Below are 17103 nucleotides of genomic sequence, written 5' to 3'. Positions count from 1 at the left end.
TGTTTAGAGGCGGGTGCCGCGTGAGGTCAACGCGCGGTCTTGTCCGAATGCTTGCGCTCGATCATGCGAGAGAGTGTAGTGGCAAGCTCGCTGTCATTCGACCGATCAGCGGCCATCTGGCGGTAGACACCCTCCATTCCCACAAAAATCTCGGCGGCAGGGTTTTCCGGACCAAGGAAGTCGGCGATTTCTTTCATCTCGGCTACCCAGCGATAGGCCTTCGGATACATGTCAGGAATGCTTTTCGAGAGCTTGGCGAGCAAATCCCCTTGGCTCTCGTTCATTTCCGCCATCAGAGCCTCATCGGCACCTCTTTCAGCCGCAGCCAGAAGCATTGCAGTAGCTAATCCTGTCAGCCCCTTATTGATGCCGGCATAGCACATCTTCAGCGCCGAAGCGGCGCCTACCCCACTTTGCAGTAACCTAGCGTCCAAGCCGTGGCCATTCAGTGTATCGACCACATTAATCCCGCCGCCACTTACGTATAGTCTTGGACCCGCGTGGCCAACTTTCGGCGGGCCACCAATAATGCATCCGTCGAGTACGCGGCCAAGGTTGCCGCCGAACGCATGTGCGACGGCAGACATCGTCTCTGGCGAAATTGCGTTGCAATCCACAAAGTGTGCCGGGGATATCGAGCCGGTCATTGCGTCAGCGACCTGATGGGCGACAGACGGGGCTTCCGCAGGTGGCACAATTGATAGGATGATGTCCGCCTCGACAACAGTCGCTAGATCGACGCTCCGGATACCAATTGCCGCTGCACGAGCCCGAGTCTCCGAGGAGCGACCGTCCAGGATGGTTACCACTTCGGCACCCTTGGACAGGAGAACTGCTCCAACCGCGCTTCCCATTGCACCCATTCCGATCACAGCAATTCTCGTCATGTACCGTGCATCCTTTTCTTGTTTCCTGTTACCTGCCGCAGCGTGAGGTGAGCATCGTGTGGCCGCTAATGTTCAAGCTGCGAAAATACCGACAACCAATTGTAAAGACGGAGCAAAGAATTAGAGAGATCGACCACATGGCTTGTCTCCTGCGGGGGTCGAACGCGCCTAACCTTGCCTATGGCGAACACCTGCTTTAGCTCATTGGCAAATGGAGCAGGACAAATGATTTTCCTAGTGGTTGCCGTCCCGATTATTCTTGTGTTTTTTCTTTTGTCCCCCCGGCCGACGCTGATTGCACTGATCATTGTCCTGTCCGTAGGTGCGGTCGTGGCCATCTATCTCTATTTTCAACAATCCGACCGGAACGGTGTAGCCGCCATGGTTTCCGGTAGCAGCACCGGCACAGGTGGCTGCGATGACCACGCCCGCACAGTCCTCGTAAAACTGTCGAATGCATCAGACAGACAGGTGAACGTCATTCGCTTCCGGTTGATCGCGAAACGCGCTGGCTACAGCAATGAGACATATTCGGACTACTTTACCAGCAACAAGATTATCACGCCGCATAGCGACTTCGAGTCCTGCTGGGCGCTTAACCAATATCGGGGCCTCGAGACATTGCCGGGTAAACCTTTAGCCAGTGATTTCGAATGGTCCGTTGAAATCTCGTCAGTGGATTTTGGTAGCTGATCCGCCTCCCCCAGGATGGGCTTGTGGCTGGAGCGCCCACACGTTGCACTCGATAGCGCAAAATCAAGGCCGCGAATTGACTCGCGACCTCACGCCTGACGATACTGCAGCGATCGCGGTGTTTCGTGGGCGAGTTTGCAATGTCTGATCCCGCCGCCGCGGCTAATCCGCAACCCCATAAACCCCTACGGGTGCCTCTAAGCCCCTGAGAGAATGTGATCCAAGATCAACAAACTCCTCCGATGCGCCAAGTATTTCGACGAAATCCGATGAGAGCAGCACTGGTCTTTTAATCACCTTGGTCAGTTCCTCCAGCCGGGACGCCACATTGACTGCAGGACCAATCGCGGTGAAGTCCAGGCGCTTTCTCGATCCAATGTTGCCATACATGACATCGCCGACGTGGACGCCGATACCGTATCGGAGCGCCGATTTGCCACTCTTCGCAAGCTCAACATTCAGCGCTGCCATTCGTTGCCTGCCGTCTTCGATAGCTTGCAGAAGGTCGGCACATGCATTGGGCTTGCTAAGCGGGAAGATTGCCAGAAGGCCATCCCCCATGAATTTCAATATCTCGCCACCACGGGCCTCGACTGGTTCGCATAGAGCGTCAAAGTAACCGTTGAGGATTTCGATGATATCGTCGCGGGGCCACAGGTCGGACAGCGCGGTGAAATCGCGAAGGTCGCAGATCATAATTGCGGCGCTGACGGTCTTGCCGCTACCGCGCGTCGTAGCTCCTGCAAGGATTTCTGCACTCGCATGTGGGCCAACATAGGTTTCCAAGAGCGTGCGGGCCATTGCATTCTTCATTCGGATTTCGCTTGCTAGCGCGAGCGCCGGCAGCAAATCCTTAAGGTAGGTAATCTCGTATTCTTTGAAGCCACCGTGCTGCTTCGTCGCGAAGGTAACAACGTGCCGTTTGCCCCACGTATGCTGGATCGGCCAGGCCACGTAGTCGGTGAAGCCGTCTCGCTGAAGCTCCTCGAAAAGCTGATATCGGACAACGTCGATACTATTAGCATGAAGGTGTTGCCGGACCTCCGACGCTCCATTGTATATCTCGGTGGCCGGTCTGCGGAGAAACAGTTCAGTGGTGTCAACGTCGTAGTCGAAGGTGTCGATATGGGCTTCCTCGACACCGGGCTGCCACAGGATACGCGCACCTTGCCATTGCGGATGTTGGATCCTCAGGTGAAGCGATGACCTCGCAACGGGTACCCCCGCAACCACTAGACGCTCGCACATCTCGACCAGCAGATTGTCAAGGAAGCGCTGCGAACTGGTTTCATTCATAAGCCAATCAAGGACTGGTCGACGCTCGATCGGCCACGTGCCAGCGCTCGAACCTGACGGAAAATGCGAAATTGTACTCATTAGAATCCTCCGAGGCACGCATCTTAAGGTCGCAGCAGAAGACGGGGAAGAAAAATATCTGTCAGGCATCGGACACCGGGCAGGTACGAGGCACCGTTTACGAAATGGAGCTACTCGAACCCTAATCCACCACTCGGCCTAGCTGCATTCGGACCTGAGGAGTTGCCAGGTAAGTGGTTGGCAATTGCCCAACCGCACTACGTTGGGAGGGGGTAGGACGCGTAAGACCGTCGTCTAATAGCGAGATTTGCAAGCGCCTTTTAGCGACGGATGGCTGTTTGCCGGGAGCATGGTCGTCTACGCGGTCGACATAGGTCGCCGCATTATGGTGCTTCGCGGGACAGTCCTTCCAATGTATGTCTCGCACGCTGCGAGCAAACTCGCGGTGCAACGGTCTTAACGGAATGGACCAGCCTCGGTCCCGGCAGGGACGCCTCTTCACGCCATGGGCGCTAACAGACCTGTAAGGTTAGGTGGTGGCTGTCGCCCTGTTGAAGATCTCACCGGAGCGAAGCATCGCATGCATAATGACTGCGAGCTTGCGGGCAACAGCGACAGCAGAACGTTTGAAGCCGATCTTCTCGCGTAGTTTTATACCCCAGTTGCGCAAATCGCTGTCCGCCCGGCTGCGTGTCAGGATCACGACCGCGGCTTCATAGAGAAGCGAACGCAGATGGGCATCTCCACGCCGGGAGATATGGCCATCATAGTCTACCTCGCCGGACTGATAGCGCCGCGTCGTCAACCCCAGCCAGGCGCCGACCGAGCGCGACCGCTTGAAGTTCGCTGGATCCTCGACGGCAGTTAGGTAGGCAGTCGCTGTGATAGCTCCAATGCCGGGAATCGACATCAACAACTGGCATTGCTGGCTTCTACGCGCTTCGGCGAGGAGCTGTCGCCCTAGCTTTGCCGCCTGGTGTCGCAGGCTACGCCACGCTTCGAGTAGGGGCAGAACTATCTGCGAAAGGCCGACATTGTTAGTCAGGAGGGAACGAACACTTGCCTCAAACTTGCCACCCATGCTGCATGGAACAATGAGCCCGAACGTCTTCATCACTCCTCGAATCTGATTTGCTAAGTCCAGCGTCGTGCGCATAAGTTTCGTTCGAGCCGCGACCAATGTCCGAGAGAGCATGCTGTCATAGCCCTTTACCCGAACTTCGCGGAAGAAACCGACCTCCGCCAAGTGCGCGAGCCCATCGGCGTCATTGGCATCAGTTTTGTTGGCGGCCATGTCGAGCGCTGCTTTGGCGTGACGGGCATCGACGCAAATGGCAGGGAGTCCCTTGGCGCGAAGGGCATGATAGAACCATACCGAGAGAGGGCCCGTTTCGAACACCACACGCTCCGCATTTGGCGCTCGCCTGCGGATAAGTTCGGCAATGGTGGCCGGATCAGATGCGCACTTCCCACGCCAAATCCGCTTACCCGCGCGTCGGATCGAAATTGCCGTCTCTTTCATTGACACATCGAGACCGATATACTCTGTCATGGCTGTTCTCCATTGATGCTGGGCCAGGCGTCCAGTCGAGAGCCCGTATCTCATCATATCGGGGAGCAGCCACCTTCCAAGATCAAGCTCGGATCCAGAGGGGTCTCGTGCCCGCGATTACACCATGTATGTCCTTCTTCGTAGCTGAGGTGGCTCGCCCTACACTGGTCTTCCGAGGGTTGCTCGGATAGCCCGAGCCGATCCTCATCACAGGAGGACGAGCCGTGGCACATTATAGAGAAGCTTTCGTCGGAATCGACGTTGCGAAGCTAAAGAATGCGATTGCTGTTGCCGAGTTCGGGAGAGACGGAGAGATCCGGTATTTCGGTGAGGTTGAAGCATCAGATGTCAGCATGCGTCGCGTTATCCAGCGGATCGCTGCTAAGTTTGATCGTGTGCATTTCTGCTATGAGGCCGGCCCCACGGGCTACGGCCTGTATAGGCTCATCAAGGCACTTGGCCATGAATGCACGGTTGTTGCTCCGTCCTTGATCCCTCGGAAGCCAGGCGACAGGGTCAAGACGAACCGTCGCGATGCGCTCGCGCTCGCCCGGCTATTGAGGGCCGGCGAGCTCACCGCGGTCTGGGTTCCCGACGAGGGTCATGAAGCAATGCGAGATCTCGTTCGCGCCCGAACTGCCGCCGTCGAGACATTGCGGGTCCACCGGCAACAGATCAGTGCCTTTATGCTCAAGCACGGGCGCATCTACCCACGCAAGAGAGGGTGGACCATGCGATACTTGATCTGGCTGCAAGAGCAGCACTTTGATCATCCAGCGCATCAGATAGCGCTACAGGAAATGGTCGACGCAGTGCGCGTCTCAAGGGAGCGTGTTGATCGACTGGAGAAGGTGATTGAAGAGTTTGTCCCGAATTGGTCCCTCGCACCGATTGTTCAGGCGCTACAGGCCTTGCGTGGCGTTGATCTGGTCGTTGCGGTGACATTTGCTACAGAGATCGGCGATGTCAGTCGATTTGAGAGCCCTCGTCAGTTGATGGGCTATCTAGGCCTGGTGCCTGGAGAACGGTCGACTGGAGAGACGACTAAAAGAGGCGGGATAACGAAAGCCGGAAACAGCCGCGTCCGGTCGCTGCTTGTTGAAAGCGCCTGGACTTACCGGATCCCCCCGCGAATTGGCTCAAAGAAGCTTTACAAGCTGGAGAAGGTTCCATCGTCGGTCCGCGAGATCGCTTGGAAGGCACAAACTCGGCTCTCAGCACGGTATCGCTTACTGACCTCGCGCGGAAAGAAATCCACCGTTGTTTGCACTGCGATTGCGCGCGAGCTCGCTGGCTTTATGTGGGCTGTTTCGAAGGAGGCACTCCAGCCCAGACTCTAGTCACAACCCACTTCTCGCGCATTGGCGGGGGCGGGGCAACGGTAGGGGAACTTCCGTTCGCGCTTTGTGGCCGGTATGACCGACGCCCGCAGTAAGACAGGAACAGCCCCGGACGCAAAATCGGGAATGCGGTATCCAACCCGCGTATCAGAGCTTGATCACCGACGTCCATCAGTTCCGCCTCCACCAATACGCGTTCATCGTAATCGGCCGACCATTCGAGCGGAGGCTATCTATGCCCAAATCATTGACAGCGGACATCAGAGCGCTCATCGTGACGACGGCAGAAGCTGCGACACGCCACAAACCTTGCGGATAAGGCATCACTTTCATTGCTGGAGAGGGTCCGCCCAGAGTGCGGGGCAAGCTTGGTGTCAGTCGTTTGTTTCGGGGCCTTCATCGCAGTTCGGGAGTGATGCCCCCTGCTTCGGGTGCCGGGAACGAATCTTGCACGGTTACCATTGTGTTTATCGTGTAGAGGCGTTTTGTAATGAATTGGCACAGAAGCGACCAATTCGCTCCCCTGATGCTGCTAATGGGTGGTCGAGAAAAATACAGGCTGGTGAGTTCACTCAGGGAGGTGGCGGAAACGCTGATAGCCGCGTGGCCGTCTGACGATGGCGAGGAATACATGGCGGCAGTCAAAATCTGCCTGGAGGCTATCCACGGGAAGCTTTCGGCCCAAGACGCTCGCGAAGCGCTCATCAGAGCTGCTGACGAGGCAGGAATACCGGTGATCCGCGTCGTGCACTGACTTGCATGGCTGAGAGAACGCACAGGTTGCGTCTGAAAGAGATATTAGTGCGTGAAGCGATAGCTTTCGGTATGCTACCATGGGTTCAAGACAGCTGGTTTTGCGTTCTGCATCTGGGAGGCGTCGTTGGAGCAGGTCCAGACCGTTATCGAGAGCCTGACCTCGTGTCCGACCGCAAGTGGCCTGGCAACGAGATTGGCTGCAAGGCACCTCGAACGAAAAGGCATAAATCCAGAGCCCTTCCTGGCGAAGGCCGGTATCTCGCCTCGATCTGTCGTGGAACGTGGACGCATTAACGCGAAGTCGCAGACACTTTTCCTGGACTTGGTGTCGCGTGCTGCTGGAGACGAATTCCTTGGACTAACCCTTGCGGGGGAATGTGATCTCCGGGAAACGGGCATGCTCTACTATGTGGCCGCCTCGTCTCCTGACTTGGGAGACGCCCTCGATATGCGCGGCTAGGAAACGAGGCTCTGGTCCTGCGATTGCAGCAGAAGCAGAACTGGTCTGTTGAACTGTCCTATTCTGGCCTACCACGCCACCAGGACCGTCATCAGATGGAGCTCTTTGCTTATTCTTGCCTTCGTCTGTGCAGAAGACTCGTCGGTCGAAATCTAAGCCCGGTCAGCGTGAAATTCATTCATCACAGATCCGGCGACACGGGTCAGATCCGCCGGCTGTTCGGTTGCGACATCGAATTCGACGCCGTGATGTCGACGAGATATCGTTCGACATCAGAATAATGGAGCTGCCCTTGGTCGCGGCGGATCCCTACCTCAACCAGCTGATGATGAAGATGTGCGACGAGACAATGGCTGTTCGCTCGACCAATATCAGCCCTTTTCGTACTATCGTCGAGAACACCAACGCACCGCTTTTGCCGCACGCTGAAGCAACCACACGGACCGTCGCAAAGCGACTTGGTCTCAGTGAGCGAACCTTTGCAAGGCGTTTGGCGACCGAGGGATTGAGCTTCGGAGAGATCCTTGACCAACAACGGCGCGATCTGGCGTTACGTTACCTTGGGGAGGATCTTCAGGCCTCACAGATTGCATGGTTGCTGGGGTTTCATCAGCCGAGCTCGTTCAGCCATGCCTGCCGCCGCTGGATCGGAAAGAGCCCATCTGAGTTCCGGCGGGCTCGTGAAACTAGCCCCGCACTGGAGCTAACGAAATAAAGCCGGCGTCGCATCGGGCGTCTCCTCGCCTGTATCGTGCGAAAAAGCAATTCGACCGCCCGGCCCGGAAACCATGTATTCCATTTCATGCACGATGCCCAGGCTGATAGTACGGTATGGCATCGAACCGCAAGCATTTGGCATCAGCAAGCAAGCCACTTACATCAGCTTACCCTATCTTTCCTTTGGCCCAGGCGAAGCCGATGAGCAGTTTCCTAGATGGTCTTTGTAAGCAAGGCATTTCCCCAGACTGAAAGTCGGCCCGGATAGAGCCGGTGCTGACCGTGGCGTCCCGTGGATGCGCAGCGCGATCCTGGTGAGACCGAGGCGTGCAAGAAAATTTGGCAATCTGAGTTCCGAGGATGGCTAGGCCATCTTGTGTGTAACTCATGCCGCGTTGGACATGAATGGGGATTGGAAATGGATAGTGATTCTCCGATGGAGGACGAGGTCAGGTTGCTGGCTCTCCTCGCCAATGAAAAGCGGCTTCTCATCGCATGCCACCTTCTCCGCGGGGAATGTAGTGTCAGCGATCTTGCAGAAAAGGTAGGACTGTCTCAATCAGCCGTTTCCCAACACTTGGCGATCTTCCACGCGGCAAAAATAGTCACCACACGCCGTGACGCACAGACGATCTACTACTCAACCTCGGACTACGGCATTCGGAGGCTCTTGGAAGCAGTAAAACTGACATTCGTACAGCCGGCATGACGGAAATTCCCGACCTTGAAATGGAGTTCTCCGTTGCGGCTGACGATGCACGCGGGAGCGTCATTGCGCTAATCACCATGATTTACCGGATCTGCGAGTATAACGGCCGTGGGACTGCTGACGCCCTCTTGACGGCGTTGATTGCGGCGACGACTATCTGGACGCGTCATGCGATTGATCCGACCGACATAAAAGGCTTTTGCGCCTATATCGATGAAGCGTTTGTCTTGTCGTGAGATTGGTTCCCTGTCGCCCGGGAAAACCTGCAGTGAGTTACAGAGTCGAAATTGCGCCTGTGACGTTCGCGGCAAGCGGGCGCACCGCCAACACCATCCACGTATTCTGTTGGGGGTGTTTATAGGCTCGGCCAACCAATCCCGGGCGGCAGCTAGTCTATTGACCGATCGAAATGTGCAGCTTGCCGACGCGCTCGCGGCAATCGATCAAGCTAGAGCGGCGCATAAACAACAAGGCTCCGAGTCGGGAGCCAAGTCATCGTCCCAATCCATCGTGTGACGAAATTAGTGTCGATGGACTGCGAATAGGGATACGTCATGCCAAGCGACAAGCAAGACCGGTTTTTCGTCTCTCGCGGTGCTGACAACATGTTTGCCGTAATCGATCGCAACACTGGGTCGCCTGCAGACCTTGGTGTGACATCGATCAAGCTGCTGCAGAGCGAGGCCGAGGAGCTTGTGAAGCGGTTGAACAGGCACGCCATAGTCGGTGGGCCTCTCAAGGGAAAAAAGTGATCTTTCTCGACCAACCAGCGCTTAACCCAATTCTTTGGGGTCTGGGAAGTCATCGTCCATGGCATCGCTTTTACAGCAGAAGGAGCATTGGCATGAGTGAGAAGCGTAAGCACGTGTACGAAGCACTCCTGGAGGGAGCCACGCAGGGCCTTTCGGGCAAAGCACTTTACGAGTTCGTCCTTGAACGGTGCCCCAAAGCTACGAGCAAGAAGATCGTTCGCGCTTCGTTGCTGGCATTTGCAGACCCGGATCTCAAGGATCGAAACGTCCTGCACACAATTTATGCGTCGCCATTGCGCATCGACTGAACGAAGTTGGCGACATCGGCGATTCGGATGAGCACGAGAATTCCGCGGAGAAAAGTCCCTTACTCGGAAAGACTAAAAAGCTTCGTGCGCCCATCACGGTGCCAGAGGCTGCCAAGGAAATCTGAAAGGAGCGGCTGCTTACGTAGGCAGTTGCGCTTTTGCATAACCGACCCGAGAGCAACTTAGTCTCCCGCCCCTCGTTTTCAGCGCCGAATTAAGCCCGTCCAGTCGCTTCGGAAGGCGAGCCAGTTGGCGCGGAGGCTATCATCGAAACGAGCATTGCGCTGACAAACAGTGACGAATGTGAGTTGATAATCCTTCCGGAGCTCAGCTTCAGTAACGGACCATCGATGTCGACCACGAGATCCGTGAAGGTCTCCTCGCCCCAGCCTTCCGACGTTCCCTGGATCCAGACAAAATTGTAAGTCGCGCCAATATCAAACATTTGTTTCCCCTTATGCCGCCCTGGAGCATACATGCCATTGTCGCATGTTAGGATCCTTGCGGAAAGTCGGTCTAGGCTACTCCGGAACTGAAGCGATCTCCCCGCCCGGGGTTGGGTCGTGGACGCCTGCATGGCGAGCGATGGTTGGACAGTAGCTTCCCCTGTCGCCAGCAATTACCGGAATGTCAGCGGGACTTCCTTTTCGCGCAGATAGGCGGCAGTGTCCGCTTACATGGTGTCTCGATTGGGGAACTCTGCAGCGGCGGTCTCAATTCGTCGGTACGCAGCCCTGTCGTCCAAATCGATCGGCTCCAACGACACAGAAATGGTCTCCTGCTCATGGCAACAGAAGAGGATTAGCAGGAACGACGGAGCCGGAGGGTAGCAAGCGAAGTGGAGGCGCCAAAAGCAAATTGAAGCAAAGCATTGCGAACGAACCAGGCGAGGATCACCCGTCCATGCGCTGCAACGCTAGAACTAATCATTGTCAAAAGTCGCGCACTCGCGTATACCGTGCATTGTTGCAACATTTAGGTGTTTCCTCCGCGCCGTTGCAGCAGTTGTTCCCCTCGAAGGCGGCGGCCTTCGCACCTAAAGGCCCTCGAGATTCGATGGGCCTTTTTTCTGATCTCCGCAGTGCTTGGCCAAGAGGTAGGCGCTCCCCTCTCTAGGCTTTGGAGGAGGTCCTGGATAGGCGACCCGTGAAGGCCAAAGATGCGAAACGCCATAGCGCGTTCTATGGGACCGCTTTCACGAGACGGTTTGGGTGAAACTGGAAGATCTCGATGAATGGCGCAGGGTTCCGCCCAGCGAACAGCAGTCGGCTCAGTTTCCCACGCTAGTTCCTTGGATGGTGTGGCAAACTATCCAAAATTAACAATAGCTGGCCAATCATATTAGCACGACCTTGCAAACCCTTTGGCGCGTGATAGCTTGTGTTGACGAGGGACAGACATTGACTATCGAGGAACTGATCAACTTGCAGGAAGCAGGCTCCAGGGCGCGAGTTCTTGGGCTTGGGTCCGATGAAAATCCTTATCTCAGTCCAGATTGCACCCCACCCAATGATAACGCTCAAGAGGAACGGCAGGCACGTCTCGATGCGTGGAAGTTCGGCTGGGAGGCGGAAAACGCGAGTTGTGAAGGCACGCTCTCCACCTTCGTGTCCAGTTTGCTCCAGTCGGATGCGCCCTGACTATTTCGAGTTTTGCTGTGTTCGCCAAGCGATGTCCCGACGACGCAATAAGTCGATATAGCGTTCCCGGAGGGTGCCAATATCGATCTCACGCCGCACCCATTCCTCCAGCCATTCTTCAAACTCGGGAGATCGCTCTACAGGAAGTCCTGCTCTCTCCGCGCGTCTGAACGCTCTTTCGATAATGGCTCGGCGATCCTCGATCGGTTTATCATTCTGCATTGTGCGAAAGTCTCCAGATCGCATTGCACCAACGCCTTAATTGGGCGCAAGGTGGTCAAAAGGCCAACCTTTGATTTGCGGGCCGTATGACGGTCAGCAACATCGCCGACGCGAGACAGCTCGATAATGTTCGTCACCTGGGAATCGGCAGTCGGCTGCGTCAAGCGATCAGATTGAGGTATCAAGCGTCATCCGACCGGAGGGTTGCGACGAGAGGATATCGTTCCCCTCTGTCGGTTTCGACAAAATGGGCGAGCGGCCGACGATCTGTGAATTTTTGGAATCTCATTTTTCAAACCGTACCGAAACGTCTGAATTTGCCCTATTAGGTTCGCCTCACATATCGTAGACAGCACGGGCTTCTCTCTCCCCGATTGAAGCTCAAACTGAGCCTCGCACAGCGAGGCTATTTTTTTGTGATCAGGGAGGCGCGGCAGGTTGGCGGCCCCACAAGATCACCGAAAAGGTCGTTGGATCGCGCCTACGTGGGATCTGTTGAGTGGACCTTTCCTTCGGCGTTGAATGCCTAAGTCTCTGTTGAAAATACGCAAACCCCGAACGGTAGATTGATGGCGACAGCGGTTATTATCGGCATTCTAATTACCTTCCTTGTAATCGTCCTGGTACTGTATCTTGTTCAGCGTCTTCCCGTTGACGCCAAAACAAAGCAAATTGCGCAAATCATCGTAATTATCATCGGCATCGTATCGCTTCTGAAGTACCTCGCCGTCTGGTAAAGCAGGAAAAATCAAAAGCGACATCCGCTCAACAGGTGCTCGACGGCTGATTAAACTCACCTTAGACGATCGGAGCAATCTTCAAGGAGTTGTCTGGGCTGCACGCGTACATAATGGTCATGCGCTTCCTAACCCGGGGTAGCTGCCGAAAGGTTGCTTGGTCGATGGCATGGTTCTGGATCAGCTCGTGATTAGGATGGAGCAAGAGCCGTCGGCGGCAGTAGATCTCCGGATGGCAACGAAATCACCAGCAAGTCCCTTGATGGTCTTACCACAACCTTCGACGAGATGCGGCGCTCGGAAAGCCACGCTAAGACGCTAGCCGGTTCGGAGCTCCGAAAGCTCGAAGCGCAATGTGTCTACCGACCGGTTCCACGAGTGGCCTGATTGACAAGTGGCGACTTTCGCTTGGGGCGCCACAAGCAATTGGATGGTTCATAGTGTCCGCTTTCGTCGAGGCGGGCAAGAATGGTACCGGAGGGACGTGTGCCCATGTCCTTGAGGAAGGCCGCGAAACTAGTGGCCCATCGCTCAGTCATCTGAACCCCTACTGCACCGAACTTGCCATACAGTGGATCGGACGGGTTCGTGCATCGGCTCTTCGCTTCCGCATAGGATCGTCTGGTCGGCGTGACTTTGTAGTCGACAGAGTGTCCGTGTATTAGCGATCGCTGCCGGGTGCGCTCTGCTCGCAGGCAGCCGCAGCTTTTGCTGTCTCCACGTTTTACGGATGCGAGGAACATCGAGCGTTCGTTGCCACAATCACACCGGAAAAACCAATGCTTATGGCGCTCGGGTGCACGGTCGCGATGGAGAGCAGTTAGACGACCAAACCTCCGACCGGTGACATCTTCGCCGACAGGCATTCCGTTTCCCTCCGTTTAGAGCGCGGTATGCATATTAGAGAATAAGCATACAGGGGTCGGGTCCGGCAATAGGCTGAAACCCCGGACAAGCGTTAAACTGGATAGAAAAGGCTCCACCGCCGCTAGGGTGGGATCGCATTGGGATCGCGAGCGTACCATCGCCTCGCGCGGCTATGCGCTCAGGACCTTGGCAGCTCGCTACAAGCGATTGTCTCGACGGAGCAAGCGACGCAGCCGGATATCGCCTATTTGCTAGACGAGTGAACGCCGAAACCGGCTCGCCGGTCACACGCATTGAGCATGGCGTGTCTTGATGATGGCTGCTCTAAATGGTTGGAAACACCACAAATGAAAAAGCTGGCGTTCGCCGCTTTGGCCGAGTGTCCGTCCGCGTCCCGCCGCCCTGCCGATGTCTGTTCATGTCAGAGCGGCAACCACCTCTTAGCCGTCTCCGCGGCCAAGGTGTATGAGCTTGAAAGGCAGATTCTTGCCGGGGTGGCGAAGCTAACCTTATTCCTCCTGTGCCTTGTCGCTAGCACAGCCTATTTCGCCCGCCTCAAGACGTACCGGATCGATGCTTTCTACGAGGCCAAGCCGTTCACCCACACCTTCTATCACGCCCTCATGCAACGCGAATGGTGGGGGGCGATTGTTGCCACTATCCTTTTCGCAGTTGGCGGACACGGCACCAGCTCAGGGGACATAGGATCATGATGGTCACGATAGACGACGCGGCCGGGTTCGCTATGGCCGCCGTCAAAGCGGGCACTGTTGCCCGGCGCGACTACGGCAAGCTGGTGGAGGCGTACAACACGCTTGCCGAGCTTGGCGAGGAAGCTGGCGCCCCGTTCGCCATCAGGCTTGCCGACACCCTCATGCGGAACTACCGCAACATTATCCTCAACCATGACGAACGCGGTTTGTGGATCGGCACGGTGGCCCGGGAGTATGGGTGGACGCCTGACGCTTTGCAACCACGCATCTACGAAATGTCCACCGGGAAGATTGTCCCGAGCGTCCATGTTCGGCTCTCGGCGCTTTCCTGGGACAGCGTAGCGGCAAGTTCCTCTATGCTGGAGGATGACCGCCCATCGAAGTGGGACGCCCAACCAGCGGAATTCGAGGGTATTCAACACTAGATCCGGGACCATCGGCTGGCGGGATGCATAGCTGCGCTGCAGAAATAGGGGTTGCCCGACTCGGGTAGCTTCGATACACAACCAGCCCAAGCGAGCGGCCTGCCACACAGTTGGTTTTTGCCGCTAGCAGCAACACAAGGGCGCTCCCCATTCGGGTTGAGCGCCCTTAGTGTTTTGTGGACCCCGAAGCGTCTACTCGTTGTTTCTTTCGGAGAGCCGAGGCAAAGCGCAAACCCGCATCTTGCAAACGTGACATTGGTGGGTATTTTGCGGATCGCAACTCAACCGAGGATTTACATTGGCTACTGGCACAGTGAAATGGTTCAACTCTGAAAAGGGGTATGGTTTCATCGCCCCTGACAATGGTTCTCCCGATGTGTTCGTGCACATTTCGGCGGTAGAACGTTCGGGACTTTCAGGCCTCAAGGATGGTCAGAAAGTTAGTTTTGAACCGACGCAGGATCGACGTTCGGGCAAAACAGCGGCTGAAGATCTCCGCGCGCTTTGATCAAAGGCTGCCGCGCAAGACGCGGCAGCTCCTTTCTTCGGACTCGGGACAGCGTGGCCCTTATTTAGCGCTGTGGGGCTCCGGGCAGCTTCATCGGCGGCGCTTTTACCGAACGCGGTGGCAGCGGCTTGCTCGCGACGGCTTACTGAATTCGCTCACCACGATCTTTCAAATGCTCGTTGCGCCTCCAGGGTAGAGGAAGCAGGGAGCTAACCGGCCGCCGCGCATCTGTCGAAGGACACCACGCGTTGGGTCGGTTGTGATCGTCGCCAAGATTGATATCTCGGGGCAGTACCTCAGCCAAGGCAACTGCGGGTAGACCCATGACCGGTATACCTTTCCCTAGCCACGCTTCAAGAATGCTCTTAATCCGCTCAGATCCATCTTGAGGTCGAACCATCTTGAGGTTGGGACGTAGGACTGACGGAGGGGTTGTCCCCTCTCCCAATGACGAAAAGATCGCTTGTGCCAGTTCAGCGCGGGTGTGGGTGGGGGTGTCCCTAGACGCCGACTCCTTCGTGTGACGCGGTGCTCCCATTCGACTGCAAATGACCTTTGCAGTGACCGCTTCGCAGACCCTCTTCTTGTGAACGGCGGCCTTTTCGCGGAGCGTCGCCATACGACCGTCTCAGTGATATCATGGGGAAGCACGGTCGCGGCGTCCTCGGCGAGGACCGGGCGCGCCTGATCGAGGGGCTTGCTCGTGCCGGGCTGAATTGAATGGCTGGATTTGTGTGTACTTCTTCAGCTCTGCCGCCTACCTAACGCCAATTGCAGGACCAGCGCATTCCCTGCGCAGGACGGCGACAGGTAAGGTCGCGGCCACAGGAATGTGTGACGGTCATTGCGGTTCGCCCACGACCACTGCCGCGTGGAATTGCCTCACGGGCAGCGATGTGAGCATCCGCCGGGCAGGTGCTTAGGCTTGCTTTCTGTGAGTTTGTTGGTGGTGCAACCGCATTCCGAAGCGTCGGTTTCGCGGGTGCCTGTACGGCCACGCAGCGACCATCTCGTTCCTTGAAATTTTGCGCGCAGGCGAGCGGGCAGATCCGGATTTTCTGCAAGCGAAGTTGTTCGAGAAGCGTCATTGATGGTTCCAAGGATGCAACTTCGAATTTACTGTGTTTGGTGAACTGTGCCAGAGCACTTCGACTTGCAGCGCCCCATAGACCGTCCTCATTGCCTGCTCTGCAGCCGACCCGATTGAGTTCTTTCTGAATCGAACGTGCAAGTTCGCGATCCTCCTTCTCAAGATTTGATCTATCGGCTTGCGGCGGGAGCGCCGCGAGTTGACCTTGTGAAGCTGTGAACCCCCCGGTTTCATTTCGCTGTTGGGTGGTCGCGCCTGGTGCGTTCTTCAAATTCGCGACGGCTTGGTCACCAGCAAGCCGCTCGATGTTCCGGATCTTGGCCTTCGCAAGCGCTACAAATGCCCCGTTTGGATATTGCTGGAGATAGGCGTCGAGTTCATCCCGATCAGACGATGCCTTGATAGTCTCCCAGAAGACAAGCTCGGCCGCACCATCGATCGGCCTAGGATCGGGGCTTCCTGTGGCTTGCTTTGATATAGGTTTCAGAACTACCTCGCCGGTCAGCGACGAACTATCCCAAGGTACCTGTCTGCCGTTGGTGGCATCAAGCACATCTCGCCTCACATCTATCAGTTCGCGCGTGATGTCTCGCCCTGGCTTTCCAAGATGACGTAGGAGGGCTGCGGTGAACGGTGAGTTTCGGCCGACACCATCGAGCGCGACATTCCCAGGTTGGGTAGCGAAAGCGATGAGGGAGCCGATGCCGCTCCCGACCTTAGCTAGGCCTCGCCCGATCGAAAAGGAGCGGGTGCCCATGGACCGGGCAAGATTGATCGCAAGTGGATTATCCCGGCAAGCATCAAGGAACACCAAGTTCACGTGCGTCTGCCGCTCCATCGCGGACAGGACCATGTTCATCGGTACAGCTTCGAACTCCAAGTCGATGTAGGAAGCAAGCGTAGCGTCGACAGGTGCGATGTAGTTTTCGCCATTTACCTGCAATCCATGCCCCGCATAGTAGAACAGTGCGATGTCAGCGCCCTCGAGTTTGGCGACGAACTGGCGGATTGCTGCCCTCACACCAGCAAGATCGAGGTCACGCCCAACAATGACTTCGAAGTCGAGACTACTCAGCTTGGATGCCATGTCACTGGCATCGTTAGCTGGGTTCGGCAATTCCGGTACACTGCGGTAGGCAGAATTTCCAATAACCAGCGCCACGCGTGTTTCAGCAAGCGCCTCTGCGCACGTAAACATCACCAAGATTGAAAGGGCAATTCGAAGGCTTCGCATAACCTACCCCCGGGGTGCTGTCGTTATGGTCTTTGCAAACCAGACTACACAGATCAAAAAGAGTCTTTCCTGTCCGGCTGTACCTACTTGACCTCCATGTCGGGTATGGAACCTGAGTTCCGTCTACTGGTTGAGAAAGTCGAGGCCGATCTTGTTCGCAGGTGTTTTCGCAAGCT

Annotated in this window: 18 protein-coding genes and 2 pseudogenes; 14 read left to right on the top strand and 6 right to left on the bottom strand. The window is 56.2% G+C overall.

The window, feature by feature from the left end; translation table 11 throughout:
* Positions 1-26 precede the first annotated feature (26 nt).
* Positions 27-887 (bottom strand): NAD(P)-dependent oxidoreductase, encoded by an 861-nt coding sequence (locus JNB88_RS07655; RefSeq protein WP_220354928.1) that lies wholly within the window; start codon positions 885-887, stop codon positions 27-29.
* Positions 888-1112: 225 nt separating this feature from the next.
* Here JNB88_RS07655 and JNB88_RS07650 point away from each other — a divergent pair, with 225 nt between their 5' ends.
* Positions 1113-1580, top strand: a complete 468-nt coding sequence (locus tag JNB88_RS07650) for a hypothetical protein (protein WP_220354927.1) — start codon at positions 1113-1115, stop codon at positions 1578-1580.
* Between the two features lie 162 nt (positions 1581-1742).
* On the opposite strand, the gene JNB88_RS07645 is transcribed toward JNB88_RS07650, so the two are convergent.
* Positions 1743-2957, bottom strand: coding sequence for an adenylate/guanylate cyclase domain-containing protein (locus tag JNB88_RS07645; RefSeq protein WP_220354926.1), 1215 nt, complete (start codon positions 2955-2957; stop codon positions 1743-1745).
* Positions 2958-3426: 469 nt separating this feature from the next.
* Positions 3427-4449, bottom strand: a complete 1023-nt coding sequence (locus JNB88_RS07640) for an IS110 family RNA-guided transposase (protein WP_220354925.1) — start codon at positions 4447-4449, stop codon at positions 3427-3429.
* 224 nt (positions 4450-4673) lie between these two features.
* On the opposite strand from JNB88_RS07640, the gene JNB88_RS07635 reads away from it, so the two are divergent.
* The 8 genes and pseudogenes from JNB88_RS07635 (at position 4674) to JNB88_RS07605 (ending at position 9616) form a co-directional block, all read left to right on the top strand.
* The gene (locus JNB88_RS07635; protein WP_220354924.1) at positions 4674-5789 is read left to right on the top strand and encodes an IS110 family RNA-guided transposase; all 1116 of its coding nucleotides are present in this window, start codon (positions 4674-4676) and stop codon (positions 5787-5789) included.
* Between the two features lie 490 nt (positions 5790-6279).
* On the top strand, positions 6280-6543 hold the full coding sequence (locus JNB88_RS07630) for a DUF982 domain-containing protein (protein ID WP_220354923.1): 264 nt from the start codon (positions 6280-6282) through the stop codon (positions 6541-6543).
* 276 nt (positions 6544-6819) lie between these two features.
* A pseudogene (locus JNB88_RS33485) lies at positions 6820-7286 on the top strand (AraC family transcriptional regulator ligand-binding domain-containing protein).
* Positions 7286-7720: a helix-turn-helix domain-containing protein gene (locus JNB88_RS33480; RefSeq protein ID WP_223217108.1), complete on the top strand. Its 435-nt coding sequence runs from the start codon at positions 7286-7288 to the stop codon at positions 7718-7720. Before JNB88_RS33485 ends, JNB88_RS33480 begins: the two are co-directional and overlap by 1 nt.
* A gap of 420 nt (positions 7721-8140) precedes the next feature.
* Positions 8141-8431 carry an ArsR/SmtB family transcription factor gene (locus JNB88_RS07620; protein WP_220354922.1) on the top strand — a complete coding sequence of 97 codons (291 nt, stop codon included), beginning with the start codon at positions 8141-8143 and terminating at the stop codon, positions 8429-8431.
* Positions 8428-8667 carry a hypothetical protein gene (locus JNB88_RS07615; RefSeq protein ID WP_220354921.1) on the top strand — a complete coding sequence of 80 codons (240 nt, stop codon included), beginning with the start codon at positions 8428-8430 and terminating at the stop codon, positions 8665-8667. The genes JNB88_RS07620 and JNB88_RS07615 overlap by 4 nt, the downstream gene beginning before the upstream one ends.
* Before the next feature lie 318 nt (positions 8668-8985).
* Positions 8986-9183, top strand: a complete 198-nt coding sequence (locus JNB88_RS07610) for a hypothetical protein (protein ID WP_037138791.1) — start codon at positions 8986-8988, stop codon at positions 9181-9183.
* Positions 9184-9275: 92 nt separating this feature from the next.
* A pseudogene (locus JNB88_RS07605) lies at positions 9276-9616 on the top strand (hypothetical protein).
* 89 nt (positions 9617-9705) lie between these two features.
* On the opposite strand, the gene JNB88_RS07600 reads toward JNB88_RS07605, so the two are convergent.
* Positions 9706-9936: a hypothetical protein gene (locus JNB88_RS07600; protein WP_220354920.1), complete on the bottom strand. Its 231-nt coding sequence runs from the start codon at positions 9934-9936 to the stop codon at positions 9706-9708.
* Between the two features lie 955 nt (positions 9937-10891).
* Here JNB88_RS07600 and JNB88_RS33475 point away from each other — a divergent pair.
* On the top strand, positions 10892-11131 hold the full coding sequence (locus tag JNB88_RS33475) for a CrpP-related protein (RefSeq protein ID WP_223217107.1): 240 nt from the start codon (positions 10892-10894) through the stop codon (positions 11129-11131).
* Here the strand turns inward: JNB88_RS33475 and JNB88_RS07595 are convergent, their stop codons facing one another.
* The gene (locus JNB88_RS07595) at positions 11132-11353 is read right to left on the bottom strand and encodes a hypothetical protein (protein WP_220354919.1); all 222 of its coding nucleotides are present in this window, start codon (positions 11351-11353) and stop codon (positions 11132-11134) included.
* Between the two features lie 569 nt (positions 11354-11922).
* Between JNB88_RS07595 and JNB88_RS34355 the strand changes: the two genes are divergently transcribed.
* The 4 genes from JNB88_RS34355 (at position 11923) to JNB88_RS07580 (ending at position 14603) form a co-directional block, all read left to right on the top strand.
* Positions 11923-12090 carry a Thivi_2564 family membrane protein gene (locus JNB88_RS34355; protein ID WP_197066815.1) on the top strand — a complete coding sequence of 56 codons (168 nt, stop codon included), beginning with the start codon at positions 11923-11925 and terminating at the stop codon, positions 12088-12090.
* Positions 12091-13304: 1214 nt separating this feature from the next.
* Positions 13305-13670, top strand: a complete 366-nt coding sequence (locus JNB88_RS07590; protein WP_220354918.1) for a hypothetical protein — start codon at positions 13305-13307, stop codon at positions 13668-13670.
* Complete coding sequence (locus JNB88_RS07585; RefSeq protein ID WP_220354917.1) at positions 13667-14095, top strand: hypothetical protein; 429 nt, start codon at positions 13667-13669, stop codon at positions 14093-14095. The genes JNB88_RS07590 and JNB88_RS07585 overlap by 4 nt, the downstream gene beginning before the upstream one ends.
* Positions 14096-14393: 298 nt before the next feature.
* The gene (locus JNB88_RS07580; protein WP_018859663.1) at positions 14394-14603 is read left to right on the top strand and encodes a cold-shock protein; all 210 of its coding nucleotides are present in this window, start codon (positions 14394-14396) and stop codon (positions 14601-14603) included.
* 761 nt (positions 14604-15364) lie between these two features.
* Here the strand turns inward: JNB88_RS07580 and JNB88_RS07575 are convergent.
* Entirely contained in the window at positions 15365-16891 is a 1527-nt protein-coding gene (locus tag JNB88_RS07575) for a caspase family protein (protein WP_223217121.1), read from the bottom strand.
* Positions 16892-17103: the final 212 nt, after the last annotated feature.

It is taken from the genome of Rhizobium cauense (assembly GCF_019511525.1).
Lineage (GTDB): Bacteria > Pseudomonadota > Alphaproteobacteria > Rhizobiales > Rhizobiaceae > Rhizobium > Rhizobium cauense.
This window is presented reverse-complemented; position numbering and strand designations above follow the sequence as displayed.

What these genes read in the sequence shown, in the direction of transcription:
- JNB88_RS07655 (WP_220354928.1), bottom strand. Translation starts at nt 887, where the DNA reads ATGACGAGAATTGCTGTGATCGGAATGGGTGCAATGGGAAGCGCGGTT.
- JNB88_RS07650 (WP_220354927.1), top strand. Translation starts at nt 1,113, where the DNA reads ATGATTTTCCTAGTGGTTGCCGTCCCGATTATTCTTGTGTTTTTTCTT.
- JNB88_RS07645 (WP_220354926.1), bottom strand. Translation starts at nt 2,957, where the DNA reads ATGAGTACAATTTCGCATTTTCCGTCAGGTTCGAGCGCTGGCACGTGG.
- JNB88_RS07640 (WP_220354925.1), bottom strand. Translation starts at nt 4,449, where the DNA reads ATGACAGAGTATATCGGTCTCGATGTGTCAATGAAAGAGACGGCAATT.
- JNB88_RS07630 (WP_220354923.1), top strand. Translation starts at nt 6,280, where the DNA reads ATGAATTGGCACAGAAGCGACCAATTCGCTCCCCTGATGCTGCTAATG.
- JNB88_RS33480 (WP_223217108.1), top strand. Translation starts at nt 7,286, where the DNA reads ATGGAGCTGCCCTTGGTCGCGGCGGATCCCTACCTCAACCAGCTGATG.
- JNB88_RS07620 (WP_220354922.1), top strand. Translation starts at nt 8,141, where the DNA reads ATGGATAGTGATTCTCCGATGGAGGACGAGGTCAGGTTGCTGGCTCTC.
- JNB88_RS07615 (WP_220354921.1), top strand. Translation starts at nt 8,428, where the DNA reads ATGACGGAAATTCCCGACCTTGAAATGGAGTTCTCCGTTGCGGCTGAC.
- JNB88_RS07610 (WP_037138791.1), top strand. Translation starts at nt 8,986, where the DNA reads ATGCCAAGCGACAAGCAAGACCGGTTTTTCGTCTCTCGCGGTGCTGAC.
- JNB88_RS07600 (WP_220354920.1), bottom strand. Translation starts at nt 9,936, where the DNA reads ATGTTTGATATTGGCGCGACTTACAATTTTGTCTGGATCCAGGGAACG.
- JNB88_RS07595 (WP_220354919.1), bottom strand. Translation starts at nt 11,353, where the DNA reads ATGCAGAATGATAAACCGATCGAGGATCGCCGAGCCATTATCGAAAGA.
- JNB88_RS34355 (WP_197066815.1), top strand. Translation starts at nt 11,923, where the DNA reads ATGGCGACAGCGGTTATTATCGGCATTCTAATTACCTTCCTTGTAATC.
- JNB88_RS07590 (WP_220354918.1), top strand. Translation starts at nt 13,305, where the DNA reads ATGAAAAAGCTGGCGTTCGCCGCTTTGGCCGAGTGTCCGTCCGCGTCC.
- JNB88_RS07585 (WP_220354917.1), top strand. Translation starts at nt 13,667, where the DNA reads ATGATGGTCACGATAGACGACGCGGCCGGGTTCGCTATGGCCGCCGTC.
- JNB88_RS07575 (WP_223217121.1), bottom strand. Translation starts at nt 16,891, where the DNA reads ATGTTTACGTGCGCAGAGGCGCTTGCTGAAACACGCGTGGCGCTGGTT.